Source organism: Bradyrhizobium diversitatis (assembly GCF_016031635.1).
Lineage (GTDB): Bacteria > Pseudomonadota > Alphaproteobacteria > Rhizobiales > Xanthobacteraceae > Bradyrhizobium > Bradyrhizobium diversitatis.
On record NZ_JACEGD010000031.1, the window covers coordinates 68,490 to 94,019 of the forward strand.

29 protein-coding genes are annotated in these 25,530 nt (G+C 64.6%); 10 read left to right on the forward strand and 19 right to left on the reverse strand.

Going from position 1 to position 25,530, the window contains the following annotated elements:
- Positions 1-115: 115 nt before the first annotated feature.
- Positions 116-988, forward strand: a complete 873-nt coding sequence (locus H1B27_RS29475) for a carbohydrate ABC transporter permease (RefSeq protein ID WP_061880815.1) — start codon at positions 116-118, stop codon at positions 986-988.
- On the forward strand, positions 985-1,851 hold the full coding sequence (locus H1B27_RS29480) for a carbohydrate ABC transporter permease (protein WP_197968481.1): 867 nt from the start codon (positions 985-987) through the stop codon (positions 1,849-1,851). The genes H1B27_RS29475 and H1B27_RS29480 overlap by 4 nt, the downstream gene beginning before the upstream one ends.
- A 102-nt stretch (positions 1,852-1,953) precedes the next feature.
- On the opposite strand, the gene H1B27_RS29485 is transcribed toward H1B27_RS29480, so the two are convergent.
- Genes H1B27_RS29485 through H1B27_RS29505 form a run of 5 tightly spaced genes read right to left on the reverse strand, consistent with a single transcriptional unit; the run spans position 1,954 to position 9,101 of the window.
- Positions 1,954-2,766, reverse strand: coding sequence for an ABC transporter permease (locus tag H1B27_RS29485; protein WP_197968482.1), 813 nt, complete (start codon positions 2,764-2,766; stop codon positions 1,954-1,956).
- Between the two features lie 4 nt (positions 2,767-2,770).
- A complete protein-coding gene (locus H1B27_RS29490) occupies positions 2,771-3,685 on the reverse strand; it encodes an ABC transporter permease (RefSeq protein ID WP_197968483.1) in 915 nt (304 codons plus the stop codon).
- The gene (locus H1B27_RS29495) at positions 3,682-4,854 is read right to left on the reverse strand and encodes an ABC transporter ATP-binding protein (RefSeq protein WP_197968484.1); all 1,173 of its coding nucleotides are present in this window, start codon (positions 4,852-4,854) and stop codon (positions 3,682-3,684) included. The genes H1B27_RS29490 and H1B27_RS29495 overlap by 4 nt, the downstream gene beginning before the upstream one ends.
- A gap of 52 nt (positions 4,855-4,906) precedes the next feature.
- Entirely contained in the window at positions 4,907-6,385 is a 1,479-nt protein-coding gene (locus H1B27_RS29500; RefSeq protein WP_197968485.1) for a glycerol-3-phosphate dehydrogenase, read from the reverse strand.
- Between the two features lie 34 nt (positions 6,386-6,419).
- Positions 6,420-9,101 carry a sensor domain-containing protein gene (locus H1B27_RS29505; RefSeq protein WP_197968486.1) on the reverse strand — a complete coding sequence of 894 codons (2,682 nt, stop codon included), beginning with the start codon at positions 9,099-9,101 and terminating at the stop codon, positions 6,420-6,422.
- A gap of 202 nt (positions 9,102-9,303) precedes the next feature.
- Between H1B27_RS29505 and H1B27_RS29510 the strand changes: the two genes are divergently transcribed.
- On the forward strand, positions 9,304-10,407 hold the full coding sequence (locus tag H1B27_RS29510) for an NAD(P)/FAD-dependent oxidoreductase (RefSeq protein WP_061880822.1): 1,104 nt from the start codon (positions 9,304-9,306) through the stop codon (positions 10,405-10,407).
- 162 nt (positions 10,408-10,569) lie between these two features.
- Here H1B27_RS29510 and H1B27_RS29515 read toward each other — a convergent pair whose 3' ends face one another.
- Positions 10,570-10,749, reverse strand: coding sequence for a YdcH family protein (locus H1B27_RS29515; RefSeq protein WP_061880823.1), 180 nt, complete (start codon positions 10,747-10,749; stop codon positions 10,570-10,572).
- A 329-nt stretch (positions 10,750-11,078) separates the two neighbouring features.
- Between H1B27_RS29515 and H1B27_RS29520 the strand changes: the two genes are divergently transcribed.
- From H1B27_RS29520 to H1B27_RS29530, 3 genes are all read left to right on the forward strand, one after another.
- A complete protein-coding gene (locus tag H1B27_RS29520) occupies positions 11,079-11,285 on the forward strand; it encodes a YdcH family protein (RefSeq protein WP_008546179.1) in 207 nt (68 codons plus the stop codon).
- Positions 11,286-11,412: 127 nt separating this feature from the next.
- Positions 11,413-11,631: a hypothetical protein gene (locus tag H1B27_RS29525; protein WP_028181615.1), complete on the forward strand. Its 219-nt coding sequence runs from the start codon at positions 11,413-11,415 to the stop codon at positions 11,629-11,631.
- Between the two features lie 23 nt (positions 11,632-11,654).
- Positions 11,655-11,906 carry a hypothetical protein gene (locus H1B27_RS29530; protein ID WP_028181614.1) on the forward strand — a complete coding sequence of 84 codons (252 nt, stop codon included), beginning with the start codon at positions 11,655-11,657 and terminating at the stop codon, positions 11,904-11,906.
- Between the two features lie 2 nt (positions 11,907-11,908).
- Here the strand turns inward: H1B27_RS29530 and H1B27_RS29535 are convergent, their stop codons facing one another.
- Positions 11,909-12,628 carry a GGDEF domain-containing protein gene (locus tag H1B27_RS29535; protein WP_082822101.1) on the reverse strand — a complete coding sequence of 240 codons (720 nt, stop codon included), beginning with the start codon at positions 12,626-12,628 and terminating at the stop codon, positions 11,909-11,911.
- Between the two features lie 142 nt (positions 12,629-12,770).
- Here H1B27_RS29535 and purE point away from each other — a divergent pair, with 142 nt between their 5' ends.
- Entirely contained in the window at positions 12,771-13,259 is a 489-nt protein-coding gene (purE, locus tag H1B27_RS29540) for a 5-(carboxyamino)imidazole ribonucleotide mutase (protein WP_028181612.1), read from the forward strand.
- A complete protein-coding gene (locus H1B27_RS29545; protein WP_197968487.1) occupies positions 13,256-14,362 on the forward strand; it encodes a 5-(carboxyamino)imidazole ribonucleotide synthase in 1,107 nt (368 codons plus the stop codon). The genes purE and H1B27_RS29545 overlap by 4 nt, the downstream gene beginning before the upstream one ends.
- A 36-nt stretch (positions 14,363-14,398) precedes the next feature.
- Here the strand turns inward: H1B27_RS29545 and aqpZ are convergent, their stop codons facing one another.
- Positions 14,399-15,121 (reverse strand): aquaporin Z, encoded by a 723-nt coding sequence (gene aqpZ, locus H1B27_RS29550; protein WP_061880827.1) that lies wholly within the window; start codon positions 15,119-15,121, stop codon positions 14,399-14,401.
- A gap of 260 nt (positions 15,122-15,381) precedes the next feature.
- Here aqpZ and rpsU point away from each other — a divergent pair, with 260 nt between their 5' ends.
- Together rpsU and H1B27_RS29560 are read left to right on the forward strand one after the other, a co-directional pair.
- The gene (gene rpsU / locus H1B27_RS29555; RefSeq protein ID WP_008546194.1) at positions 15,382-15,678 is read left to right on the forward strand and encodes a 30S ribosomal protein S21; all 297 of its coding nucleotides are present in this window, start codon (positions 15,382-15,384) and stop codon (positions 15,676-15,678) included.
- A 251-nt stretch (positions 15,679-15,929) separates the two neighbouring features.
- On the forward strand, positions 15,930-16,580 hold the full coding sequence (locus H1B27_RS29560) for a tetratricopeptide repeat protein (protein ID WP_197968488.1): 651 nt from the start codon (positions 15,930-15,932) through the stop codon (positions 16,578-16,580).
- Between the two features lie 25 nt (positions 16,581-16,605).
- Here H1B27_RS29560 and H1B27_RS29565 read toward each other — a convergent pair whose 3' ends face one another.
- From H1B27_RS29565 to H1B27_RS29615, 11 genes are all read right to left on the reverse strand, one after another.
- On the reverse strand, positions 16,606-17,571 hold the full coding sequence (locus H1B27_RS29565; RefSeq protein ID WP_197968489.1) for a hypothetical protein: 966 nt from the start codon (positions 17,569-17,571) through the stop codon (positions 16,606-16,608).
- A 95-nt stretch (positions 17,572-17,666) separates the two neighbouring features.
- A complete protein-coding gene (locus H1B27_RS29570; RefSeq protein WP_014492439.1) occupies positions 17,667-17,951 on the reverse strand; it encodes a cupin domain-containing protein in 285 nt (94 codons plus the stop codon).
- A gap of 20 nt (positions 17,952-17,971) precedes the next feature.
- On the reverse strand, positions 17,972-19,069 hold the full coding sequence (locus H1B27_RS29575) for a calcium:cation antiporter (protein ID WP_061880830.1): 1,098 nt from the start codon (positions 19,067-19,069) through the stop codon (positions 17,972-17,974).
- A gap of 49 nt (positions 19,070-19,118) precedes the next feature.
- A complete protein-coding gene (locus tag H1B27_RS29580) occupies positions 19,119-20,450 on the reverse strand; it encodes a sodium:proton antiporter (protein ID WP_376709008.1) in 1,332 nt (443 codons plus the stop codon).
- A gap of 97 nt (positions 20,451-20,547) precedes the next feature.
- The gene (locus tag H1B27_RS29585) at positions 20,548-21,345 is read right to left on the reverse strand and encodes an alpha/beta hydrolase (protein WP_197968510.1); all 798 of its coding nucleotides are present in this window, start codon (positions 21,343-21,345) and stop codon (positions 20,548-20,550) included.
- Between the two features lie 216 nt (positions 21,346-21,561).
- The gene (locus tag H1B27_RS29590) at positions 21,562-22,959 is read right to left on the reverse strand and encodes an NAD(P)(+) transhydrogenase (Re/Si-specific) subunit beta (protein ID WP_197968491.1); all 1,398 of its coding nucleotides are present in this window, start codon (positions 22,957-22,959) and stop codon (positions 21,562-21,564) included.
- A gap of 39 nt (positions 22,960-22,998) precedes the next feature.
- Positions 22,999-23,316 carry a proton-translocating transhydrogenase family protein gene (locus tag H1B27_RS29595; protein ID WP_028180801.1) on the reverse strand — a complete coding sequence of 106 codons (318 nt, stop codon included), beginning with the start codon at positions 23,314-23,316 and terminating at the stop codon, positions 22,999-23,001.
- 22 nt (positions 23,317-23,338) lie between these two features.
- The gene (locus H1B27_RS29600; protein ID WP_061880833.1) at positions 23,339-24,469 is read right to left on the reverse strand and encodes a Re/Si-specific NAD(P)(+) transhydrogenase subunit alpha; all 1,131 of its coding nucleotides are present in this window, start codon (positions 24,467-24,469) and stop codon (positions 23,339-23,341) included.
- Between the two features lie 137 nt (positions 24,470-24,606).
- Positions 24,607-24,759: an aa3-type cytochrome c oxidase subunit IV gene (locus H1B27_RS29605; RefSeq protein ID WP_008136857.1), complete on the reverse strand. Its 153-nt coding sequence runs from the start codon at positions 24,757-24,759 to the stop codon at positions 24,607-24,609.
- Between the two features lie 96 nt (positions 24,760-24,855).
- Positions 24,856-25,242, reverse strand: a complete 387-nt coding sequence (locus tag H1B27_RS29610; protein ID WP_061880834.1) for a type II toxin-antitoxin system death-on-curing family toxin — start codon at positions 25,240-25,242, stop codon at positions 24,856-24,858.
- Positions 25,239-25,505 carry an AbrB/MazE/SpoVT family DNA-binding domain-containing protein gene (locus tag H1B27_RS29615; RefSeq protein WP_061880835.1) on the reverse strand — a complete coding sequence of 89 codons (267 nt, stop codon included), beginning with the start codon at positions 25,503-25,505 and terminating at the stop codon, positions 25,239-25,241. The genes H1B27_RS29610 and H1B27_RS29615 overlap by 4 nt, the downstream gene beginning before the upstream one ends.
- Positions 25,506-25,530: the final 25 nt, after the last annotated feature.

Consider the following 25,530-nt stretch of genomic DNA (forward strand, 5'->3'; position numbering starts at 1 on the left):
AGTCCTGTACCCGCTCACCCGGATCGCGCCGGACGATGCTTCGCATCGCCGGGGGCGATCCGACCTCTCCCCGCAAGCGGGGAGAGGTTTTAGATTTGAGAAGAGTCCGAAAAGAATGGCGATCACGCTCTCTGGCGATCAGGCAATCCCCGGCCCGCCCTTGTCGTCGCGGCTGACCCCGGCGCAGGTCTGGGGCATCATCCTGCTCGCGCCCTATCTGCTCGTTTTCCTTGCCTTCGTCGTCTATCCAGTCTGCTACGGGCTGTGGCTGGCACGGGCCCCTTCGAATTATGTGGCGCTCTACAATGATCCGATCTTTGCGCGCGCCGCGGTCAACACGCTGATCTTCCTGGTCATCGGCATCAACATCAAGATGCTGATCGCGCTGTTCCTGTCCGGCTTCTTCGCCCAGCAGCGCACCTGGATCAAATGGCTCTCGGTGATCTTCATCCTGCCCTGGGCGGTGCCGTCGATCCCGACCATCCTGTCGGTGCGCTTCATGCTCAATCCCGAATGGGGCATGATCAACCACTACATCTTCTCCTTGACCGGCGATGACGGCCCGAACTGGCTGAACGATCCGACGGTGGCGCTGACCATGGCGATCGCCGTGCACATCTGGAAGTCGCTGCCGTTCTGGACGCTGATCCTGATCACCGGCCGCCTCGCGATCTCGCACGATCTGTTCGAGGCCGCCGAGGTCGACGGCGCGAGCTGGTGGCAGAAGTTCCGCTACATCACCTGGCCCTCGATGCAGACGCTCTACGTCACTTGCACGCTGCTCTCGATGATCTGGACGCTGGGCGATTTCAACAGCGTCTACCTGCTCACCGGCGGCGGCCCGGCCGACCTCACGCACGTGCTGGCGACGCTCGGCATCCGCTATCTCCGGCTCGACCAGCTCTCGCTGGCCATGGCATCGATCGTCTGCGCGATGCCGTTCGTCCTGCCGCTCGTGTACTTCATGATGAAACGGTTGTCGCGATGAAGTTCCCCGGCGTAAGACAGTTTTCTTGGCGCGAAGTCGGAACCGAAGCGAGGCTGCTGCTGATCGGCATCCCCGTCTTCCTGTGGACGATGATTCCGATCTATCACATGTTCCTGTTCGCGATCTCCCCGAAGGAGGACGCGTTCTCGGGCAAGCTGTGGCCGGATCACCCGACGCTGCACAATTTCGCGATCGTGTTCAAGCAGCAGCATTACTTCCTGCGCGACTTCTACATCCAGTTCTGGAACTCGACCGTGATCGCGGTCTCCGTCGGCGCGCTGACACTGTTCATCGCAACTGCGGCGGCGTTCTCGATCTCGCGGCTGAAGGTGCCGGGCGGGCGCACGGTGTTGAACCTCGCGCTCTTCACCTATTTCATCCCCGCGGCGTTCCTCGCCGTGCCGATGTACCGCACCATGGGCAATTACGGCCTGCTCAACAATCACTGGTCGCTGATCCTGGCGATGGTGACGATCGCGAGCCCCTACGCGATCTGGGTGCTCAAGCAGGCCTCCGACAAGCTGCCGGTCGAGCTGGACGAGGCCGCCGTGATGGACGGCGCGACCACGCTGCAGATCTTCCGCCTGGTCTATTTGCCGCTGATGATGCCCTCGCTGGTCGCGATCGGCACCTATGCCGTGCTGCTGGCCTGGAACGAATATCTCTACGCGTTCCTGCTGCTCTCGAACGACCGCGAGATCACCCTCCCCGTCGCGCTCGGCAACTTCCTCGCCGCGGACGACTCGCCCTGGGAGCTGCTGATGACCACCGGCTTCATCTACGCGCTGCCCCCGGCCGCGGTCTATTACGCCTTCCGCCGCTACATGGTGGGCGGACTGACGGCAGGTGCGGTGAAGTCGTAGGGCTCCTTCGTCATTGCGAGCGCAGCGAAGCAATCCAGGATCTTTCCGCGGAGAGACTCTGGATTGCTTCGTCGCAAGGGCTCCTCGCAATGACAGCAGAACCTACAGCGGCGCGGCGCTCTCGCCCTGCGAGCTCGACAGCTTCGAGGCGAGCGAAGCCATGACGATGACGACCGCGATCAGCGCAATCACCAGCGTGCAGATCGCGTTGATCTCCGGCTTCACCCCCAAACGCACCTCCGAATAGATCCGGATCGGCAGCGTCGCCGAGCCGGGGCCCGTGGTGAAGCTCGCGATCACGAGATCGTCCAGCGAGAGCGTGAACGCCAGCATCCAGCCCGCGACGATCGCGGGCGCGATCAGCGGCAGCGTCACCGAGAGAAAGGCGCGCACCGGGTCGCAACCAAGGTCCATCGCCGCCTCCTCCAGCGAGCGGTCGAGCGAGCCGAGGCGGGACTGCACGACGACGGCGACGAAGCACATCGTCAGCGTGGTGTGGGCGATCGTCACGGTCCAGAAGCCGCGCTCGGCGTTCAGCGCGACGAACAGCAGCAGCAGCGACAATCCGGTGATCACCTCCGGCATCACCAGCGGCGCATAGAGCATGCCGGAGAACAGCGTTCGGCCGCGGAACCGCTCGCCGCGCGACAGCGCCACCGCGGCGAGCGTGCCGAGCAGCGTGGCGATCGTCGCGGAGGCAACCGCGACCCGCAAGCTCATCCAGGCCGCCTCGATCATGGCGCGATCATTGAAGAACTCGTGATACCAGCGCAGCGACCAGCCGCCCCACACCGTCACCAGCCGCGAGGCGTTGAAGGAATAGATGACGAGGATGAGGATCGGCAGATAGAGGAATGCCAGCCCGAGCGCCAGCGAGGCGATGTTGAAGCGGGACAGGCGGGAGACCTTGCGCATCGCCTCACCGCCCATGTTCGAGCTGCCGCTTCTGCAGCCGTTCGTACAGCAGCAGCGGCACCAGCAGCACCATCAGCAGCACGATGGCGGCTGCCGACGCAACCGGCCAGTCCTTGTTGGTGAAGAATTCGAGCCACAGGGTCTGGCCGATCATCAGCGCATTGGAGCCGGCCAGGAGATCCGGGATGACAAATTCGCCGACGATCGGGATGAAGCACAGCAGCACACCGGCGCCGACGCCGGGCAGTGACAACGGGAAGATGACGAGCCAGAACACCTGCCAGGGCGGCGCGCCGAGATCGGCGGCCGCCTCCTCCAACGCCGGCTCCATCTTGGCGAGCGTGGCGTAGAGCGGCAGGATCATGAACGGCAAATAGGAATAGACGATGCCGATATACATCGCGGTGTCGGTGGAGAGCCACACCACGGGCTGGCTGACCAGATGCAGCGCCAGCAGGATCTGGTTGAGCAGGCCGTCATGCTGGAGGATGTTGATCCAGGCATAGATGCGGATCAGGAACGAGGTCCAGAACGGCACGATCACCAGCACCATGGCCACCGCCTGCCAGCGCTTCGGCAGCCGCGCCATGCCATAGGCGATGGGATAGCCGATCAGAAGCAGCAGCGCAGTCGCGGTCACGGCGACGGTGAGGCTGCGCATATAGGCAAACACATAGATGTCGTCGGAGACGAGCAGCTTGAAATTGTCGGCCGAGAGTGCGGCAAAGGCGCCTCTGAGCGCGTCCCATCCCGCCGTCAGGTCGAAGACCGGCGCGTAGGGCGGCTGTGCGATCGCCGTCTGCGACAGGCTGATCTTCAGCACGAAGGCGAACGGCACCAGGAAGAACAGCACCATCCAGACATAGGGTGCGATCGCGGCAAAGCGCGCCGGCCGCGCAAAGATGCGGCGGGAGCTCATGACGGCAGCACCACGCAGTCGTCGGGCGTGAACCAGGCGACGACATGCTGGTTCAGGCTGTAGGCGTCGACGTCTAGCCGCGCGCTGTTGGCAACCGACGCCTGCAGCATCCCGCCGGTGTCGAGCTTCACCTTGAAGGTGGTGGTGCCGCCGAGATAGCAGATGTCGGCGATGACGCCGTCGAGCCGGTTGATCGCCGTTTCACGACCGGCCTCGCTCACGGGACCTCGTCGCGACAGCTTGACTTTTTCGGGGCGGATCGCGACCGCCAATTTTCCCGCGCCGACCGGCTCGCGCGGCTCGGCCACCACCAGCGCACCCGCATCACGCGTGCCGATGACCAGACGATGACCATCGCGCAATTTGGACTCGCCATCGAAGAGATTGATGTCGCCGACGAACTCCGCGATCCAGCGCGAGCGCGGCGCCTCGTAGAGTTCGCGGGGGCTCGCGACCTGGGCGAGCTTGCCGGCCTTCATCACGCCGATCCGGCTCGCCATCGTCATCGCCTCCTCCTGATCGTGGGTCACGATGATGAAGGTCATGCCGAGCCGCCGCTGCAGCTCCATCAGCTCGCCTTGCGTGCTCTCGCGCAGCTTCTTGTCGAGGGCTGCGAGCGGCTCGTCGAGCAGCAGGAGTTGAGGCCGGCGCGCCAGCGCACGGGCCAGCGCCACGCGCTGGCGCTGGCCGCCCGAGAGTTGATCCGGCTTGCGCTTCTCGAGCCCTTCGAGCTTCACCAGTGCGACCATCTCGGCCACGCGGGTGGCGATCTCGACGCGCGGCATGCCGGCGCGCTTCAGGCCGAAGGCGATGTTGTCGCGCACAGACAAATGCGGGAATAGCGCGTAGTTCTGGAACATCATGTTGACCGGGCGCTCGTGCGGTAGCGCCTGCGCGATGTCCTTGCCGCCGAGCAGGATGCGTCCCTCGTCCGGTGCCTCGAAACCGGCGAGCATGCGCAAGAGCGTGGTCTTGCCGCAGCCGCTCGGACCGAGCAGCGCGAAGAACTCGCCGGCCTTGATGTCGAGTGAGACGCCATCCACGGCGCGGAACGTCCCGAACGTCTTGGCGACGCCCTCGATCCGCAGCAGCGGCTGGCCAGCCGCCGGATACGGATCTCCACCGGCCGCACTGGCCGCGGTGTCTGTTCTGGGCAACTCGTCCGTCATGGTCCCCGCCAACCCCGATTCCGCCGCACGCTAGCGGCCGATCGTCCCTAGCTCAACTAGTTCGGGATGAATCGTTCACATCCGCCATGAACGCCGCCAGCGCGTCACGGTCCGCCGCGGGCATGGTCAGGCCGAGCTTGGAGCGACGCCACAGGACGTCCTCGGGGAAGCGCGCCCATTCGCGGCTCATCAGGTATCGCACCTCGGCGCCGGTCAGCTCGGGGCCGAAGGCAGGGCCGAGATCGTCGCGGGTCTTGGCGTCCCCGAGCACCGCCGGCAATCGCGAGCCATAGGCCGCAACCAGGCGCTGGGCCTGCGCTTCGGAGAGAAAGCGCCAGCGCTCGCGTGCGAGGTCGACCGCGGTGTCGAAGCGATTCCAGGCAAAATCGCCGCCGGGCAGCGCTGCGCCCGCGGTCCAGGGCGGCGACATCGGATAGAACGGCGTCAGCTTCGTCACCGCACGCTCCGCGCGCAGGCGCGACGTGGTGACATCGCCGCCGAACATCGTGAGCAGCGGCGCCTTGCGCCGGCGCGCGTGGAACAGGGTCGCGCCGTCACCTCCTCGCACCGACGCCGGCCTCAAATTGACGCCAGAGACCGTCCGGACCACGTCGACCGGGGCGATGCGCTCGCGGAAATAGCGGCTGGCCGCTTCGCAGAGATAGCTGACGTCGGATCCGGCCATCGCCACGATCGCGGGATCTCCGGTGAAATCACGCGTCACCGTACCGATCAGGGTGAAGTCGCGCTCGAACGGGCTCGCGAAGATCAGCCGGCCGTCGCTGTTCTGGAAGACGTAGACGTTATCGGACTCGAACAGCCGCGGCACGATGATCTGGCTCATCTGTGTGGCGGCCATGGCGGGCTGCGGTTGCCGCAGCACGGTCTCCGCAACCAATGGCGTCCAGGCCCCGCTGGTGTTGGCCAGCGCCCGGGTCGTGATGGTACGGCGATGGCCGCGATCGACCACGGCGAGCCGCCAGACGTCGGTTCGATCGGCGCGGACGCAGCGTGCCCCGGTCCGGATCGCCGCGCCACGTTCGGCCGCGTCCAGCGCCGTGAGCACCACGAGGCGGGAATCGTCGACGACGCAGTCCGAATAATCGAACGCCGTGCCGAATGGGCGCCTTAGCGCGTTGCCGACCGGATGGTGGGTGATGTCGAGAGTCTTCGATCGGGGCAGGCCGCTCCGGCTGGCGAGGCTGTCATACAGGAACAGGCCGGCCCGCAGCAGCCATGGTGGACGCTCATCCGAATGCGCGGGAACAACGAAGCGCATCGGCCGGACCAGATGCGGCGCGATCCGGAGCCAGGTCCGGCGCTCGGCCAGAGCCCGGCGCACCCGCCAGAAGCCGCGGCGCTCCAGCACCGAGAGATCGCCGTGGATCAACCGCGGTGTTGCCGACGATGCCGCGCCGCCGAGATCGCCCTGCTCGAAGAGGATAACCCGCAGGCCGCGACCCGCCGCATCGCGCGCGAGGCTGACGCCGTTCAGGCCGCCGCCGATGATCGCGAGGTCGAAATCCGCCATGAAGCCGTCGAATGGGAGCGAAGCACTCCCATAACTAGCCGGTCTTCAGCGCAAGCTCCATGGCTTCGGCGCGACCGATGAGGCCGGCATATTTCCCGATCGGCAGCGGCTTGCCGAGCAGATAGCCCTGCACGCCGTCGCAGCCCTCCTTGGCGAGGAAGGCGAGCTGGTCCACCGTCTCGACGCCTTCGGCGATGATCGACATATCGAGGCCGTGGCCGAGATCGATCACCGCGCGCACGATTGCCGCCGATTGCGGGTTGCGGCCAAGATTGATAATGAAGGCGCGGTCGATCTTGATCTTGTCGAACGGGAACGCCTGGAGGTAGCTCAGCGAGGAGTAACCGCTGCCGAAATCGTCCATGGAGATGCGCACGCCAAGCGCCTTCAGGCGGCGCAGCAACGCAAGGCCGCGATCGAAATCCTCGATCAGCACGCCCTCGGTGATCTCGAGCTCGAGCCGGCCCGGTGCAAGGCCCGTCTCGATCAGGATCGAATGGACCAGTCCGACCACGTCCCCGTGCATGAACTGCGCCGGCGACAGATTGACCGCGACCTGCAGCGGCTTCGGCCAGGACGCCGCCTCGCGGCAGGCCTCGCGCAGGATCCACTCGCCCATCTCGACGATCAGGCCGCTCTCCTCGGCGATTGGAATGAATTCGGCGGGCGAAACCTGGCCGCGCACCGGATGCTGCCAGCGCGCCAGCGCCTCGAAGCCGATGATCTCGCTCTCGGCAACGCTGTGGCCCGCGGCCCCCTGCGGCTGGAAGGCGAGCGAGAGCTCGCCGTTCTTGACCGCCATCGAGAGGTCCTGATGCAGCACGCGGCGATCGCGGATCTGCTGGTCCATCTCCGGCTGGTAGAGGCTGATCGTGCCGCGCGACTTCTGCTTGGCGCGGAACAGCGCCGCGCCGGCATTGGCAAGCAGCGAGGCGCCATCGGTGCCATTGTGCGGGAAGACCGACATGCCCGTGGTGATGCCGGCGCGGACCGGCCGGCCGTCGATCTGGAATTCCCGGGCGACGGCTTCGCCGATTTGCCGCGCCAGTGCGAGGCCCGCCTCGGGCTGCTTGCCGTCGATGATCAGGCCGAACTCGTCGCCGGACAGGCGCGCCACCACGCCGCCGCGCGCGGAGTCCTGGAGCCGATGGGCCACCTCGATCAGGAGCTTGTCGCCGAGCGCATGGCCGAAGACGTCGTTGACCTCCTTGAGGCCGTCGAGGTCGACGCAGAGCACGGCGAACTCCTCGCCGGTGCCTTCGCACGCCTCGATCATCTGGGTCAGCGCCTGGAGGAAGGCGGCGCGGTTCGGCAGATCGGTGAGGCCGTCGTGATAGGCCATGTGCGCCATGCGCGACTCGGTCTGGCGGCGGTCGGTGACGTCCTCGTGGGTCTTGATCAGATATTGCGGTTCGCCGGCATCATTGAGCACGGTGGCGCGGCGGGTGAGAAACAGCCGCAGGCCGTCCTTGGTGGAGATCGGATGCTCCTCGGTGATCATCCCGCGCTTCTTGATCGCGGCCTCATCGCGCGCGATGATCAGCCTGGCTTCCTTGGCATTGAAGATGTCGGACGCGGTCAGGCCGGTGGTTTCCTCGCGCCTGCGGTTGAGGATCGTCTCCGCGCTGCGGTTGGCGAGCAGATAGCGGCCGTCCTTGACCTGTTCCACGATCAGCGCGACCGGGATGTTGTCGACCACGAGTTCGAGGAACTTCTTGGTGCTCTCCAGCTCTTGCGACAGCGAGCGGCGGTCGGTGATGTCCTCGAACACGATGAGCAGAAATTCGGGCTTGTTGCTCTCGTTGCGGACCACGATCCGGATCGAGGCGACCATGCGCCGCGCACCGGCACGGTCGACCTCGAACTCGTTGCGATATTGGCCACCCGGCGAATTGAGCGCCGCCTGGTCGGCCGCCTCGATGCTGGACGCCGAGCCCGGCGCAAACAGCTCCCGCGCATTCCTGCCGACGGCGAAGTCCCGCGACAATCCCCAGAACCGCTCATAGGCGCTGTTGGCGAAGATGTAGCAACCATCCTCGATGCTCTTGGCTGCCACGCAGGCCGGCACATGGTCCAGCACCGATTCCAGGAATTGCTTGGTCGAGGCGAGCTGCCGCGACAGCCTGCGCTGCTCGCTGACGTCGAGATGCGTGGCCACCGAGCCGCCGTTCGGCAGCACGAAATATTTCACCAGGATGGCCCGCCCGTCGGGCAGTTCCGTGATCAGACCATTGGCGCTTGCCGCCTTGTCGTAAAATTCGTCGTCGGAAGCGCCCAGCACGCCGCGCTTGCGCCGAAGCGCGAGGAGCTCGCGGCCGTTCATGCCCGCCCGGACATCCGACCGCGTCAGGCCATAGATCTCGAGATAGCGGTCGTTGCAGAAGATGATGCGGCGCTGCGCATCCGTCATCACCACGCCCTGGTTGAGATTGTTCATGGCGGAGGAGATGAAGGCGTTGCGCCGCAACTGCAGACGCCTGGTCCGGCGCAGCGAGGAATGGATCCACAGCGCGATCGCGGCGAGGAACGAGCACACGACGATGACCGCAATCAGGGCTTCCCAGATGACGCTGGGATCGAGCTTGGTGAGATCGCCCGGACCAAAGCTGTCCGATAGCGCAAAGGCACGCGCAGGCGTGACCGCACCGGCCAGGCATACGACGGCCTGCACAGCAATCAGAAGCGCGCTGCCCACGTGCCAGTTCTTCTCAGCCATCAGCCACCCGCGATTTCAACGTCGGATTGTCTGGCCTCGCGGGTTTGGATCGGGTAAACGCCTGTAGGCGCAACAGAAAAATGTGACGCGAAATACGGCAATTGCCCTGACATGATAAATGCTTGCTTAATGGAAAACGGGCCCGCGCCCTCGTTCTCGGCTCCAATGCCACCGGCACCTCCAGCGAACATTCTGCACAACCATGGATAGGGTCGATTGCATCGTCATCGGAGCCGGCGTGGTCGGGCTCGCGGTAGCCCGGAAGCTCGCCCAGGCCGGGCGCGAGGTCATCGTGCTCGAGGCAGCCGAGGCCATTGGCACCGTCACCTCCTCGCGCAACAGTGAGGTGATCCATGCCGGCATCTACTATCGCGCCGGAAGCTGGATGGCGCGCATGTGCGTCAGCGGCAAGCACGCGCTCTACCGCTACTGCGCCGAGCGCGGCATCCCCCACAAGAATTGCGGCAAGCTGATCGTTGCGACCAGTGCGAAGGAAACCGAGAAGCTGCAATCGATCAAGGCGCATGCCGAGGCCAATGGCGTGCTCGACATGCAGCTGCTCACGGGGGAGGCCGCGCGGGCGCTGGAGCCGGCGCTCGCCTGCGATGCTGCGCTGCTGTCACCGTCAACGGGCATCATCGACAGCCACGCCTACATGCTCTCGCTGCGCGGCGAGGCCGAGGACGCCGGCGCGGCCTTCGCGTTTCACACTCCGCTGATCCGCGCCAAGGCGACTGCCGGCGTCATCGAGGTCGAGGCCGGCGGCGAGGCGCCGATGACGCTGCAATGCAGCCTCCTCGTCAACGCCGCGGGGCTGTCGGCGACGAATGTCGCGCGCAACATCGACGGCATGCCGCTGGACCGGATCCCTCCGGCCTATCTCGCCAAGGGAAATTACTTCAGCTGCAACGCCAGGGCGCCGTTCTCGCGCCTGATCTATCCGGTGCCCGAGCCCGGCGGGTTAGGGGTCCATCTGACGCTGGACATGGCAGGGCAGGCACGTTTCGGGCCCGACGTCGAATGGATCGAGACGATCAACTACGAGGTCGATCCGTCACGCGCAGAGCGCTTCTATCCGGCGATCCGCAAATACTGGCCGACGCTGCCCGATGGCGCGCTGATGCCGAGCTATTCGGGCATCCGCCCGAAGATCGTGCCGCCGGCCGTGGCCACGCAGGACTTCCTGATGCAGGGCCCGCACGATCACGGCGTCGCAGGCCTGATCAACCTGTTCGGCATCGAATCCCCGGGACTGACGTCGTCGCTCGCGATCGCCGATCACGTCGCCGAGCTCGCAGACATCTAGCGCGTGTTCGCGTGAGGTGGATGACGGTTGGCGTCGAGAAAACGGTCCCAACAAGGCTGGCGCAAGGCAGAGGTCTTGCGCCACCTTGCAGCAGGGATGAGCACGAATGCCCTCATCCCTGCGTGAAAGGATGCGATCAACTCTACGATGTTGCGGGGGTCGCTAGTGGAGCGTATCGCCGTGCTTCAGACGCTCGATCTGGTCCTTGACCATCAACTTCCGGCGCTTCAACTCAACAATTTGCAGGTCGTCTGTTGAAAGGTGCACGAGAGCTTCGTGCAATTCGTTTTCGAGAAGTTTGTGCTTCCGTTCCAATTCAACCAGATGTGCCTGAATTGTCATTCGAAACCTCCTCGGTAGGGTTGAACCTCAGGATTCGATCCGGACAAGCAAGTCTACATCAGCGATCCGTTCTGTCGATGGGTATCCGTCGTCGCGGTGTCATTTTTGAAAGTTCATATGTAACGAAGCGTGACTAGGGGAACCGCGCGGGAAAAATCCGTGATATCAATGCGCCTGCGCGACGCCGCACCCGCCTGCAGAAATATCTTGCGGGAGATTGGCGAGCAGGGATCGCAGATGGCTTGCGATCACGCCGCGCAAGGACGATAATTTCCACAGGGCATCCACAGCCTTAATCTCACGCTTATCGGTTTTCGGCCACCGCAGACATGACCAATGAAGACGAGCGTGAGCTCGAAGCCGAGCTCACCCGGTTGCAGCAGGAACACCGAGATCTGGACGCCGCGATCGATGCACTGCATCAATCGCCCGCCCCCGACCTATTGCGGTTACAGCGGTTGAAGAAGCGCAAGCTGTTGTTACGTGATCGCATCGCGTTCATCGAAGACCAGATTACCCCCGACATCATCGCCTGATCCGTGAGCCGGCCTGCACCGCGGCTTTGCCCAGATGAATCCGCTTGACTCGATGAGAACAAAATAGGAACATTTTGGAGCGCCCAAACCTCCGGAATGCCCAAGCCACGACACGAGGACAACGCAGATGTCGGCAACGCCCCTTCTCGACAACAGCCATTATGAACAGGCCTGCGATCAGGCGATCGCGATGTGCGACGGCAATCTGCGCAGCACGATCAAAGCGCTGATCATGGCCAATGAATATCTGGAAACCGAGCTGGAGGAATTGCAGGCCGCGATTTCCGCCGGCTGCATTCCGGAGACCTCGCGCAGCAAGATGCGGAGCAAGAGCAGCGCCGCCTGATTTTCAACAACCGGAGCAACGCCATGTCGGATGTGACCTACTACGTTGCAATGCCCTTCTTGATCGATGCAGACGGCTCGCCGGTCGCAGGCACTGCCGAGGAATGCCAGACCTCGACTGCGGCGCTGCGGCGCGCCGAGATATTGGCCCACGGTGCCGGCCACATCGGCGCGGTCGCATTCAGCCGCAGCGGCGATCCCGTGACCGGCGAATTCGGCGACGCCAGGCTGCTGCGCAAATTCGGCAACGTGCCGGAAGATCTGGGGACACTGTAAGGTCAGCTGCTGACCAGCCTGATCTGCGGCTCGTGCCGCCGACACGCCTTGCGCACGTACATGGCGGCGTCCGCCTCCTCCAGGGCACGGCCGGCGTCGGACTGCGCCCCCAGCAGCGCGACTCCGGCGGAAGCGCCCGCGGTCACGTGCTGGCCGCGAAAGACAAAAGACAATTCGTCGATCGCCTGCTCGAAGGCCGCGGCCTTCGCCTTGGCGTCGGTCTCGCTGAGATTCCAAAGCAAGAGGGCGAACTCGTCGCCCCCGAGCCGGCCGACCACGTCGGAGGCACGGACCTGTCGCGTCAGCGTGGCGACGATCGCCTTGAGCACCTCGTCGCCGGCGGCATGACCGAACGAATCGTTGATCGGCTTGAGCCGATCGACGTCGAGCACGATCAGTGCCCCGCTGGCGCGGTAGCGCTTCATATAGGCGATGGCGCGCGCAAGCTCGCGCTCGAAGCCGCGCCGGTTGGGAATCTCGAGCAGGAAATCGGTGTCGGCCGCAGCTTCCAGTTCCGCAACCCGGAGCTGCGCCTCCTTGAGCTTGGCTCGCAGGCCCCGGATTGTCGCCCTGACGTTTTCAATAGCCCCACCATCGCCCGAGGCGGCGCGCCGGGGCGGCTTCGCCGGACGCTTGGTCAGCCTTTTGGGGGCGGATCGGCCGGCGCTGGTCTTCCGGCCCTTTTTGGCCTTCGCAGCGCTCGCCCTTCTTGGTTTCTTCATGGGCATCCTGCTCAATGAAGGCTTGCGGGGATTCACCAAGACAGGATAGTGGATTCCCTTCTCCTTGCCACCGCCTTGCGAGCCGCCGGCCGGAACCGTAAATCTGGCCTATCTTTCTGTTTTTCCGGGCACAATTAACGTCATGACCGCGCCGATCGCCATCATCATGGGAAGCCAGTCGGACTGGGACACGATGCGGCATGCTGCCGACACGCTTGACGCGCTCGGCATTGCCGCCGACAGCCGCGTCGTCTCGGCACATCGCACGCCCGACCGGCTGTTTGCTTTCGCCAAGGGCGCCAAGGCTGCGGGTTACCAGGTCATCATCGCGGGCGCCGGTGGGGCTGCACATCTGCCCGGCATGGCGGCGGCACTGACGGAACTCCCGGTATTCGGCGTTCCCGTCGAATCCAAGACGCTCAAGGGCGTCGATTCGCTCTATTCGATCGTCCAGATGCCGGCGGGTGTCCCGGTCGGCACCCTCGCCATCGGCAAGGCCGGTGCGATCAACGCCGCGCTGCTGGCGGCCGCCGTGCTGGCATTGTCCGATCCGGCCCTGTCCGATCGCCTTGCCGCCTGGCGCAAGGCGCAAACTGAGGCGGTCGCCGAGCGCCCGGAGGACAAGGCGTGACCGACACCAGGCATGTGAAGCTGAAGCCCGGTGACACCATCGGAATCCTCGGCGGCGGACAATTGGGCCGGATGCTGGCCATGGCTGCTGCCCGGCTCGGCCTGCGCTGCCAGGTGTTCTCGCCCGATCCGGACTCGCCGGCTTTCGACGTCGTGCTGAACGCGACCTGCGCAGAATATGCCGATGTCGAAGCGCTCGAACTGTTCGCCAACGACGTCGACGTCATCACCTATGAATTCGAGAACGTGCCCGCGGCAGCCGCGATGGTGCTGGATGCGCGCCGACCCGTGCTGCCCAACCGCAAGATCCTCGAGACCACCCAGGACCGTCTTGCCGAGAAGGATTTCGTCACGCGGCTCGGCATCGGAACCGCAGCCTATGCCGACGTCACCTCCGTCCCCTCCCTGCGCGAGGCGATCGCCAGGATCGGCCTTCCGGCCGTGCTGAAAACCCGCCGCTTCGGTTATGACGGCAAGGGCCAGGTCATCATCCGCGACGGCGACGACATCGCGAAGGTGTGGACCAGCCTCGCCACCAAATCGGCGATCCTGGAGGCCTTCGTGCCGTTCGAGCGCGAGATTTCCGTGATCGCCGCGCGCTCGGCCGCAGGCGAGGTCGAGTGTTTCGACGTCACCGAGAACGAGCACCGCGACCACATCCTGAAGATATCGCGCGCGCCCGCGCCGATTCCGGATGCGCTCGCCGAGGAAGCGCGCAGCATCGCCGGAAAGATCGCAGGCGCGCTCGACTATGTCGGCGTGCTCGCCGTCGAGATGTTCGTGCTCGCCAATGGCACCGGACCGAAGGTGCTGGTCAACGAGATCGCTCCGCGCGTGCACAATTCCGGGCACTGGACGCTCGATGGCGCCTCGGTCTCGCAGTTCGAGCAGCACATCCGCGCCATCGCCGGCTGGCCGCTCGGCAAGCCCGTGCGCCACGGCGAAGTCGTGACCATGACCAACCTGATCGGCGACGAGATCTACGATTACGAAAGATGGCTGAGCGTGCCGGGCGCGACCGTGCACATCTACGGCAAGGGCGCTCCGCGCCCGGGCCGCAAGATGGGCCATGTCACCAAGGTCCGGCCGCCACAGGGCGAATGAGGGGACCGCAGCTGCTGGCCGCGATCCCCTTTGCGATTACGCCGTCTTCACGCCCGCGACGACGCCGGTGGGCTCCTCGCTGAGCCAGCGATAGATCACCCCGCCCAGCGCGCCGCCGATCAGCGGTGCAACCCAGAACAGCCAGAGCTGTGACAGCGCCCAGCCCCCGACAAACAGTGCCGGGCCCGTGCTGCGCGCCGGGTTCACCGAGGTGTTGGTGACGGGAATGCTGACGAGATGGATCATCACCAGCGCAAGCCCGATCGCGAGCGGTGCGAAGCCCGCCGGCGCGCGGCCATGAGTGGCACCCATGATGATGAACAGGAACATCATGGTCATCACCACCTCGGTGAGGAAGCACACCATCATGCTGTACTGGCCGGGCGAATGCGCATCATAGCCGTTGGAGGCAAAGCCCTTGCTGACGTCGAATCCGGGCGCCCCGCTCGCGATGACATAGAGGAGGCACGCGGCAACGACCGCGCCGGCCACCTGCGCGATCACGTAGGGCAGGATCTGTCCGGCCGGAAAGCGCCCGCCGGCGGCAAGGCCGACCGTGACAGCCGGATTGAGATGACAGCCCGAGATGTGGCCAATCGCGTAGGCCATCGTGACGACGCTCAGGCCGAAAGCCAGGGACACGCCGACCAGGCCGATTCCGACCTGCGGGAAGCCGGCCGCGATCACTGCGCTGCCACAACCTGCGAATGTGAGCCAGAAGGTGCCGATGGCTTCGGCAGCATATTTTTTCATGTCCATTGTGGTCCCCTGATTTCAAGATTCCGGAACAAAGCTCCGGTTGCGGCCTCGCCATTGGCGTCGAATCGCCCAAATCGGGGCCGCGTGGAGGTATTTTCGCCGCATTTAATGGCCGAACTTGGCCCGAAAACCCGCTTGGCCGGTGGACATCCAAGGTTTTGTCTGATACATCCGCGCGCTCAAGGCCAAGGGCGCCCGGCTTTTTGCCATCCCCTTTGACTTACCAGAATTCAAATCCGATCTACTGAAGAGGATGCCGCGTGCAGGTTCTCGTTCGCGATAACAACGTCGATCAAGCTCTCAAGGCGCTGAAGAAGAAGATGCAGCGCGAGGGCATTTTCCGCGAGATGAAGCTCCGCGGTCACTACGAGAAGCCCTCCGAAAAGAAGGCCCGCGAAAAGGCCGAAGCCGTGCGCCGTGCGCGCAAGCTGGCCCGCAAGAAGCTGCAGCGCGAAGGCCTGCTGCCGATGAAGCCGAAGCCGGTGTTCGGCGCAGGCCCGGGCGGTGATCGCGGCGGTCGTGGCGGCCCCGGTGCAGGTCCGCGCGGACCGCGCTGATTTGCCGAACCTTTAAGATCTCGGTTTTCGATGACGCGGGCCCTTGGCCCGCGTTATTGTTTGTGAGCGGTGCCTTCGCGGGACGGGGCACGACCGATGCGGCGCTAAAGCGCGATAAAGTTGGATGAATGGTCATCGCGATTTAGGTAGTTGTTTGAGCACGATCTCCGCGCAAACGCGTTCCGCGTTTGTCGCGAGAGAAAACCGCGGCACACTTTGCCGGATCATGCTTTAGCGCGAGCGAACCGTCGATGGCTTCCCCTTTCCCTCAGCGCAGCTTGGCGTGGCGACGCCGGATCTGGCAGCAGCCGCTCGTGTTGGGCTTGATGGGGATCGCGCTATGCGGCTGCTCCTTCGATCTGGGATCGTTGATCCCGGCGAAGGACAAGCCCCAGGAGACGCCCAAGGCAGAGGCGCCTGCCGAGAGCACGGTGAGCGCCGGCAACGTCACCGAAGCTCAGGCCCACACTGCAAAGGCCCAGTCCCTGGCGAAGTCAGGGGAGACCGCGGCAGCGCTCGACGAGTTCAATCGCGCCGTCGGGCTCGATCCCTACAATGCGCAGGCACTCTATGGCCGCGCCCTGATCTACCAGGGCAATAACCAGCACAACTTCGCGATCGCCGATTTCGGCGCCGCGAGCGGGCTCAACCCGCAGAAGGTCGAGCCTCTGCTCGGCCGCGCCACCAGCTATCTCGCGATCGGCAAGCTCAAGGAGGCCGCAGCCGATCTCGATGAAGCCTCCGAGGCCGATCCGCACAATGCCCAGGTCTGGACCACGCGCGGACAGGCCTATGAGCGTTTGGGGGACAGGGCCAAGGCGGCGGCGTCCTACACCAAGGCCGTCGCGTTACGTCCACGCGATGACGCCGCCCGCAGCGGCCTCGCCCGCGTCGGCGGCTGACGGTCTGGCGCAGCGCGGGCCAGTCTTAATCGGGCGTGGCGCTCTTCGGCAGAACGGAGTTGAACATCGACTTCATGCCCGACAGCATCTCGTCGGCGACATTGGTCTTCCTCGGCCGCGGCATGGAGGCACCAACATCGGCACGCAGGTCGAGCGGGGGCGCTATGACCGGCACTGGAATGTCGGCCGGCGGCGTCACCCGATTCGGATCGTCGCTGCCGACCGAGGCCGTGTAGGACGGATTGGAGCCGCCATTGCCATAGGCCTCAGATGAGGGCGTCGAGACCGTGATCGGCGGCGGCAGCGGACGGACCGTGGATGGCTCCATGCCAATGACCCGCGGCGCCTCCGGCGTGCGGGCAGCTTCCCGCACCGCAGGCTCCGCGGACCTCTCGGTTGGCTTGGCCTCGGACGACTTGAGCTCGGCAGGCTTGGTTTCGGAAGATCTGGCCTCAGCGGACCTGCCTTCAACGGACCTGCCCTCAGGCGACTTGCGCAGGCGCTCGATCGCGGCACGTACGAGATCGTTGGCATCGGGGGTTGCGGCCGGAGCGGCAGCAGCCGGCGCCGAATTGGCCTCGACCACCGACGCAGGTGCGGTCACGGCCGGCGTAGACTTGGCGACCGCCTTTTCACGGGCGGACGGCTTGGCGCGCGGGCTCTCGGCCGGCGCCACATCCGGAGCCTTCTCGGCGGCCTTCTCAGCCCCCTTGGGCTCGGCGACCGGATGATGATCGGCCGCCTTGTCGGCTGCCGGTTTGTCGGTCACGCTCTTCTCGGCGATGCCCTTGGCCTTGACGCCGGGCGCAGGGAGGTTGGCGACATCAGCAGGCTTGCCGTTCTGGCCGGCGTCGGCGGGCGCAACAACGGCCGCGGGGGCATCGGCCGCCGGCTTGGCGTTGATGTAATGATTAACGATGTACGCCCCGATGATCGTCGCGAGCACCGAGGGGAAAATATCCATCGAGATTTTAGCGAGGTATTTCAGCATTTCTCGGCCACTCCCCGCGCGATCTGATGCGGGAACTTTAGGGCATTGTGAGGGATCAACTGCGACGGATCAATGGCAAAGGGTAACGCCGGACTTTACGGCTTCAGCTCGATCTCAAGGAACACGATCTCAGTTGAGGTTTCGTTAAGTACGTCGTGTTGGACGCCGGCCTTGCGGAAGTAGGATTTTCCGGCGGCGAGCTGCGCCTTGGACCGTTCGCCACCGGGCGCCACGATGGTCATCTCGCCGGCAACGACCGGAACAATCACGTAGTCCATCCCATGGGTGTGATGCCCGGTAGCGCTACCCGGGGCAAGCCGCCATTCGGTCACCCGGACCTGCTCGTTGTCGACCTGGACCTCGGATTTGGCGGCAAGCATCGAAACTCTCCTTTAGCGCTTCACGGCACGAAAACCATAAACACGTAGACGGCAAATACCACCATATGGACCAGTCCGAACAGGACATTGGTCCGGCCCGTGCCGAAGGTCAGCATGCTCAGGAAGAAGGTCAGCAGCAAAAGGACGCTGCCCTGGGCGTTCAGGCCGAGTTCGAGTTCCTTGTCGAGCGCATAGGTGGCGACACCGACGGCAGGGATCGTCAGACCGATGGTCGCCAGCGACGAGCCGAGCGCGAGATTGATGCTTTTCTGAAGGTTGTTCCTGCGGGCCGCGGCAATGGCCGCGACGCCTTCGGGCATCAGGATCAGCAGCGCGACCAGAAGGCCGGCGAAGGCCGATGGCGCGCCGATCCTGGCGCCGACGGCATCGACCACCAGCGAGAATTTCTTGGACAGCAGCACGACCGCCAGAAGCGAGACCAGGAGCAGCGCTACCGTGAGCGCGAGCGCCCCGGCCGACAGGTGCACCTCCGCGCCCTCGCCCTCGGCCCGTTCATGAACGAAGTAATCCTTGTGCAGGACGGTCTGGGTGTAGAGAAACACCGCATAAAGCGCGAGCGTGACAACGTCGACGAAGCCGAGCTGAATCGCCGAATAGACCGGCCCCGGCGTGGTGGTGGTGTAGTTCGGCAGGATCAGCGTGATGGTCGCAAGCGCGAACAGCACGCTGAGATAGACGTTGGCCCCTGAGAGCTGGAAGCCCTGCTCGCGATAGCGCAGGCCGCCGATGAAGATGCAGAGGCCAACGAGGCCGTTGCAGACGATCATGACGACGGCGAATACGGTGTCGCGCGCCAGTGCCGGGGCAGGCTTGTCGCCCAGCATGATCGTGGTGATCAGCGCGACCTCGATGATGGTCACCGAAAGCGTCAGCACCAGCGTGCCATAGGGTTCGCCGACCCGCTCCGCGATCACCTCGGCATGATGAACCGCGGCGAACACGGTGCCGAACAGGATGACCAGGAGGACGACGGCGAAGACGAGCCCGCCGAGCGACAGCGTGAACACATAGTCCGTCGCGCTGACGGCTGCGAACAACAGCACGGCCAGCCCCGGGAAGATCCAGGCCGACCGGGGCATCGGATTGTGCGCGCTCATCCACCACTTCCATTTGCTTGAATGAGCAGTAGCAAATCGGCCGGCAGATTCAATGCCAGTGCAGGATCGGGGCGACCGGCAGGAACGTCAGCAGCAGGAACAGGGGGATCAGCACGGCACCCGCGCGCAGGAGATAGCCGAAGAAACTCGGCATCTCGATGCCGCTCTCGCTGGCAATGCTGCTCACCATAAAGTTTGGCGCGTTGCCGATATAGGTGAGCGCTCCCATGTAGACGGCCCCCATCGAGATCGAGGCAAGCGTACCCGAGAGCTCGTGCATCAGCACTTGCGGGTCGCCGCCGGCGAGCTCGAAGAACAACAGATAGGTCGGAGCATTGTCGAGGAACGCGGACATCAGGCCGGTGAACCAGAAATAGGCGACCTCGCGCGGCGCTCCGTCCGGCTCGGTCACGGCGGAGAGCAGCCATGCGAACGCACCATCATTGCCAGCATTGAGCATGGCAATGACCGGGATGATGGCGACGAAGATGCCGGCGAACAGCTTTGCGACCTCGCGGATGGGCTCCCAGGTGAAACCGTTGGCCTGCCTGTGCTCGTCGGGCGTCAGCCACACCGACAGCGCCGCAATGGCCAGCAGCGCCAGATTGCGGACGACGTCCTCGAGGTCCAGCTTGGTGCCGAGAATGTCGAAGGCTATGCCGGGCTTCCACATCGCCGAGGCCAGCAGGCTCGCGACGATGGCCGCGATCAGCACCAGATTGACGAGGCCGCGGATGCGGACCGGCTGCGCCGGGCCGGTGTCAGCGAGCGGCTCGCTCCGGAAATGCCAGACGTCGACGGCGACGAAAATCGCGAGCAGCAGTCCGGCCACGATCGCGGTCTGCAACCAGAGGGCCCGCGTGGTCCAGAAGAAGTCGACGCCGTGCAGGAAGCCGACGAAGAGCGGGGGATCGCCGAGCGGGCTCAGCGCGCCGCCGACATTGGCCACCAGGACGATGAAGAAGATGACGACATGGGTGTTGTGGCGTCGCGGCCGGTTGGCGCGGATCAAGGGGCGGATCAGGATCATCGCGGCACCCGTGGTACCGACGATGCTCGCCCCCAGCGTGCCAAGCGCGAGGATGCCGGCATTGGTCGCCGGTGTCGCCTTGATGTCTCCGGTGATGAGGACGCCGCCGGCCACGACATAGAGCGAGAACAGCAGCACGATGAAGCCGAGATATTCGACCAGCACGGCGTGAACGAGCGCCGCCAGCGTCGCCATGCCGCCGGCAAAGAAGACGAGCGAGGCGAGCGCCAGCAGCGACCAGGCCGCGGCGAACTTGCCGTAATGGTGGTGCCAGAATTTTGCGAACAGCAGCGGCCCCAGAGCGATCGACAGCAACAGGCCGGCAAAGGGCAGCGCATAGGGCCAGCGCATCGCCGCGCCGTCGAGCCCGGTCGCGGCCCACGCCTGCTGCGGCAACAATGTCAGGATGGCGGCGAGGGCCTGGCTCCAGAGCCGCGTGACGATTCGCTTAGGATCCAATGAATTGCCTTGCCTTTTCGACCGCACCGAAGGCGTCGAGATTGTCGTGTCCGCCACCCGCAAAGCGAACGAACTGCTTCGGTTCGCGCGCGAGCGCGAACAGACGCTCTCCGAATATGATCGAAATGACAAGGTCATTGGTGCCATGCATCACCAACAGCGGCACCGTGACGCGCGCGATCCGTTCGTCCGAACGAAACTGGTCGCGCATCAGGAGGCGCACCGGCACGAACCGGAATGCTAGTGCGGCGATGTCGACCGTCGAGGTATAAGGCGCTTCCAGGATCAGCCTGCCGATCGGGTGTTCGGATGCGAGCGCAACTGCCACGCCCGTCCCGAGCGAAAAGCCCCAGACGACGATACGTTCCGCTCCATAGCGCGCAGTGGTGAAAGCGTAGGCGGCTGCGGCGTCGCGCAGCAGGCCCCGTTCGCTCGGTGTCCCGCTCGAGCCGGCATAGCCACGATACGACAAGGCAACGAGGCCGGTGCCGTCGGCGGTCATCGCCTTGAAACGGCTGACGCGGCCGGCGAGAAAATCGCCATTGCCGGGGAAGTATAGAATCACGGAATGACCTGGCCTGGCCGGCACGTGCCAGACGACGACTCTCTCGCCGTCCGACGTGGTCAGCACGTGCTCTTCCGCCTCGGGAAGTCCGGCAGCATCGGGTGCGGTGCGGCCGACGGGCGGGATCGGAAACAGCATCTCGCGCTGCCGGACATACAGCACGAGGAGCCCGGCGCAATAGACGGTCACCAGCGCAATGGCGATCCACTTGACGATGGTCATCATTGCGCGGCCCGCCTCTCGATGAGACTTACGGCTTGCGACGACTCCGCAGCAATTTCATGACATCGGGCCGAAGGCTCGCCGGAACATCGCGGCAGCCGCACGCCTGCTCGTGAGCAGCGTGCCAGACGACGCGCTGCTCGCGCGTCGCTTTGGGGGGCATCGGATGGGACCGGTGCCATTCCTCGTTGATAGCCACGGTCGGCGCGCCTCGCGCTACATCGCCTTGACGATGTTCTCGGTGACCTTCTTGGCGTCGCCGAGCAGCATCATGGTGTTGTCGCGATAGAACAGCGGATTGTCGATGCCCGCGTAACCCGAGGCGAGCGAGCGCTTGATGAACATCACGGTGCCGGCCTTCCAGACCTGGAGCACCGGCATGCCGTAGATCGGCGAGGACTTGTCCTCTTCGGCCGCGGGGTTGGTGACGTCGTTGGCGCCGATCACGAAGGCGATGTCGGCCTGCGCGAATTCGGAGTTGATGTCCTCGAGCTCGAACACCTCGTCATAGGGCACGTTGGCTTCCGCGAGCAGCACGTTCATGTGGCCTGGCATGCGGCCGGCCACCGGATGAATTGCGTATTTCACCTCGACGCCTTCCTTCTTCAGCATGTCGGCCATTTCGCGCAGCGCGTGCTGGGCCTGCGCCACCGCCATGCCGTAACCGGGCACGATGATGACCTTGGAGGCGTTCTTCATGATGAAGGCGGCATCGTCCGCCGAGCCGAGCTTGGCCGGCTTCTGCTCGCCGCTGCCCCCGCCGGCCACGGCAGTCTCGCCGCCGAAGCCGCCGAGGATGACCGAGATGAAGGACCGGTTCATCGCGTGGCACATGATGTAGGACAGGATCGCGCCGGAAGAGCCGACCAGCGCGCCGGTGATGATCAGCGCGGAATTGCCGAGCGTGAAGCCGATGCCGGCCGCGGCCCAGCCGGAATAGGAGTTCAGCATCGAGATCACGACCGGCATGTCGGCGCCGCCGATCGGGATGATCATGAGCACGCCGAGCGCCAGCGCGAGGATGACGATCATCCAGAAGTCGAACGCGCTGCCTGACAGCACGAGGCCGACGATGAAGAACACCAGCGCCAGGGCCAGCGCGATGTTGATGATGTGGCGGAACGGCAGGATGATCGGCGCACCGCTCATGCGCGCCGACAGCTTCAGGAACGCGATCACCGAGCCGGTGAAGGTCAGCGCGCCGATGGCGACGCCGAGCGACATCTCGACCAGGCTCTGCGGATGGATGTTGCCGGGGGTCCCGATGCCGAAGGCCTCCGGCGCGTAGAACGCGCCGGCCGCGACCAGCACTGCGGCCATGCCGACCAGCGAGTGGAAAGCGGCGACCAGTTCCGGCATCGAGGTCATCGGCACGCGGCGGGCGATCACCGCGCCGACGCCGCCGCCGATCGCGACCGCGAGGATGACGAGGATCCACGCCACGCCGTCGGCCGGCGGATGGCTTGCGAGCGTGGTGGCGACCGCGATCGCCATGCCGATCATGCCGAACAGATTGCCCTGGCGCGAGGTTGCCGGGCTCGACAGCCCGCGCAGCGACAGGATGAACAGCACCCCCGCCACGAGATACAAGAATGCAGAGAGATTGGCGCTCATCTCAGGTCCCCATTGATCCCTTCAGCCCGAGGTGGCCGCTCACTTCGACTTTTTCTTGTACATCGCCAGCATGCGCTGGGTGACGAGGAAGCCGCCGAAAATGTTCACGCAGGCGAAGACGAGCGCGACGAAGCCGAAGCCGCGCGCCCAGCCCGAGCCGCTCGAAATCATGCCGACACCCACCGCGAGCAGCGCGCCGACCACGATCACCGAGGAGATCGCGTTGGTGACGCTCATCAGCGGCGTATGCAGCGCCGGCGTCACCGACCAGACGACGAAATAACCGACGAAGACGGCGAGGACGAAGATCGACAGCTGGAAGATGAAGGGGTCGACGAGCTGTGCTGCATGCTCCATGGCGGCTCTCCTTAAACCCGATTTAAGATGATTTGGGCTGGAAGTTCGGGTGGATCACGGCGCCGTCTTTCGTCAGCGCGGTGGCCTTGACCAGCTCATCGTCCCAGTTAACGGCGAGCTTCTTCTCTTTCTTGTCGACCATGGTCTCGATGAAGGAGAACAGATTGCGGGCATAGAGGCTGGAAGCCGAAGCCGCGACGCGGCCGGCGACGTTGGTGTAGCCGACGATCCTGATGCCATCGAGGTCGACGACCTCGCCCGGCTTCGCACCCTCGACATTGCCGCCGCGCTCGACGGCGAGATCGACCAGCACCGAACCCGGCTTCATCGACCTGACCATGTCGGCGCTGACGAGCTTGGGCGCCGGCCGGCCCGGAATCAGCGCGGTCGTGATCACGATATCCTGCTTCTTGATATGCTCGGCGGTGAGCGCGGCCTGCTTGGCCTGGTATTCTTTCGACATTTCCTTGGCGTAGCCGCCGGCGGTCTGTGCGTTCTTGAATTCCTCGTCCTCGACCGCGAGGAATTTCGCGCCGAGCGATTCGACCTGCTCCTTGGTGGCGGGACGCACGTCCGTGGCTGTGACGACGGCGCCGAGACGGCGCGCGGTCGCGATCGCCTGGAGGCCGGCGACGCCGACGCCCATCACGAACACCTTGGCCGCGGGCACGGTGCCGGCCGCGGTCATCATCATCGGAAAGGCGCGGCCGAACGCCTCGGCGCCCTCGATCACGGCGCGGTAGCCGGCGAGATTCGCCTGCGAGGACAGCACGTCCATCACCTGCGCGCGGGTGATGCGTGGCATCAGCTCCATGGCGAATGCGGAGATGCCGGCATCGGCCATCGTCTTGAGCGCCGCCTCGTTGCCGTAGGGATCCATGATCGCGATGACGAGCGCGCCGCGCTTGTACTGCGCGAGCTCGGACGCCTCGGGGCGCTTCACCTTGATGATGATGTCCGCGTCCTTGAGCGCGTCGGCGCTGACGGTGGCTCCAGCCGCGGTGAATTCGGAATCCGGCAGGCCCGACTTGATACCGGCGCCCGGCTCGACGGCAAGCTCGGCGCCCAGCGCTTTGAACTTCTTCACCGTGTCAGGCGAAGCGGCGACGCGCGGCTCCGACGGATCGATTTCCTTGGCAACGGCAATCTTCATGAGGCCTCCGGCGACGCGGGAAAAAGCGCGCACGCGAACTTAGCGTTACTCCCGCAACGTTGGATACCGGTTTTGGGACCGGCTTGAATGCAAATTTTGTGGGCACCGACGACGCTGGCGGTGCGGCAGACGATGGATCAGGTGAGGAAGATCGCCATCAGGATCACGATGAGCGCGACCGAGGCCGTGCCGTACTTCACCAGTTTGATGAAGCCCTCATAGGTCTGCTCGTGGGCAACATAGTCGTTGCCGTCGGCGGTGGTGTACGCCACTTCACTATGGTCAGCCATGGATGTCCCCAGTCGAAACTCGAATTCTCGGGCTGGGATACCTTAAAGATTTGAACAGGGCAACGGCACCGAGGCGGGGTTTTCCCGCAAATCGGGTCATTTGGAATTCCAATTGTCGCGGATCCAGCGCGCGAGGCTCTCCTCGCTGACTTCGCCGGCCGCGAGCGACAGGATCATGGCTGCCGCTTCTGCCTCGGGTACAACGAAGTCGATGCCGTTCACGCCGAGAAACGTGTACAGCGCCAGCAGAGACGTGCGTTTATTGCCGTCGACTAACGGATGATTGCGCGCGATGCCGAAAGCGTATGCCGCCGCCAATTCAGGAAGATCGGCGCTCTCGTAAGACCATTCGTTTCTGGGCCGATCGAGCGCGGATTCGAGCATGCCCTCGTCTCGAAGGCCGCTTGCACCGCCGTGGATCGCCAGCTGTTCGTCGTGGATCGCAATGATGATCCGACGCGTCAGCCAGAACGGCTCGCTCATTTGGCAAGCTCGGCGAGGGCGTTGTGATAACGCTTCATACCTCGCCGCGCGACTTCCATCGCTTTTTCGAAGTCGGGATCACGCGGCGTCAGCAGGACGCCACCGTCCGATTGCTCGACCGGAAACAGCTTGTCGCCCTCTTTGAGATTCAGGCGAGCCGCGAGCTCCTTCGGCAAGATGACGCCGATCGAATTGCCTATCTTGCGCACCTGGAGCACGGTGGACTCGTTCTTCAGATCCTTGGGGCCCGCATTCTCGTTCATGCCCGCACCTCGTTATACACTTGTA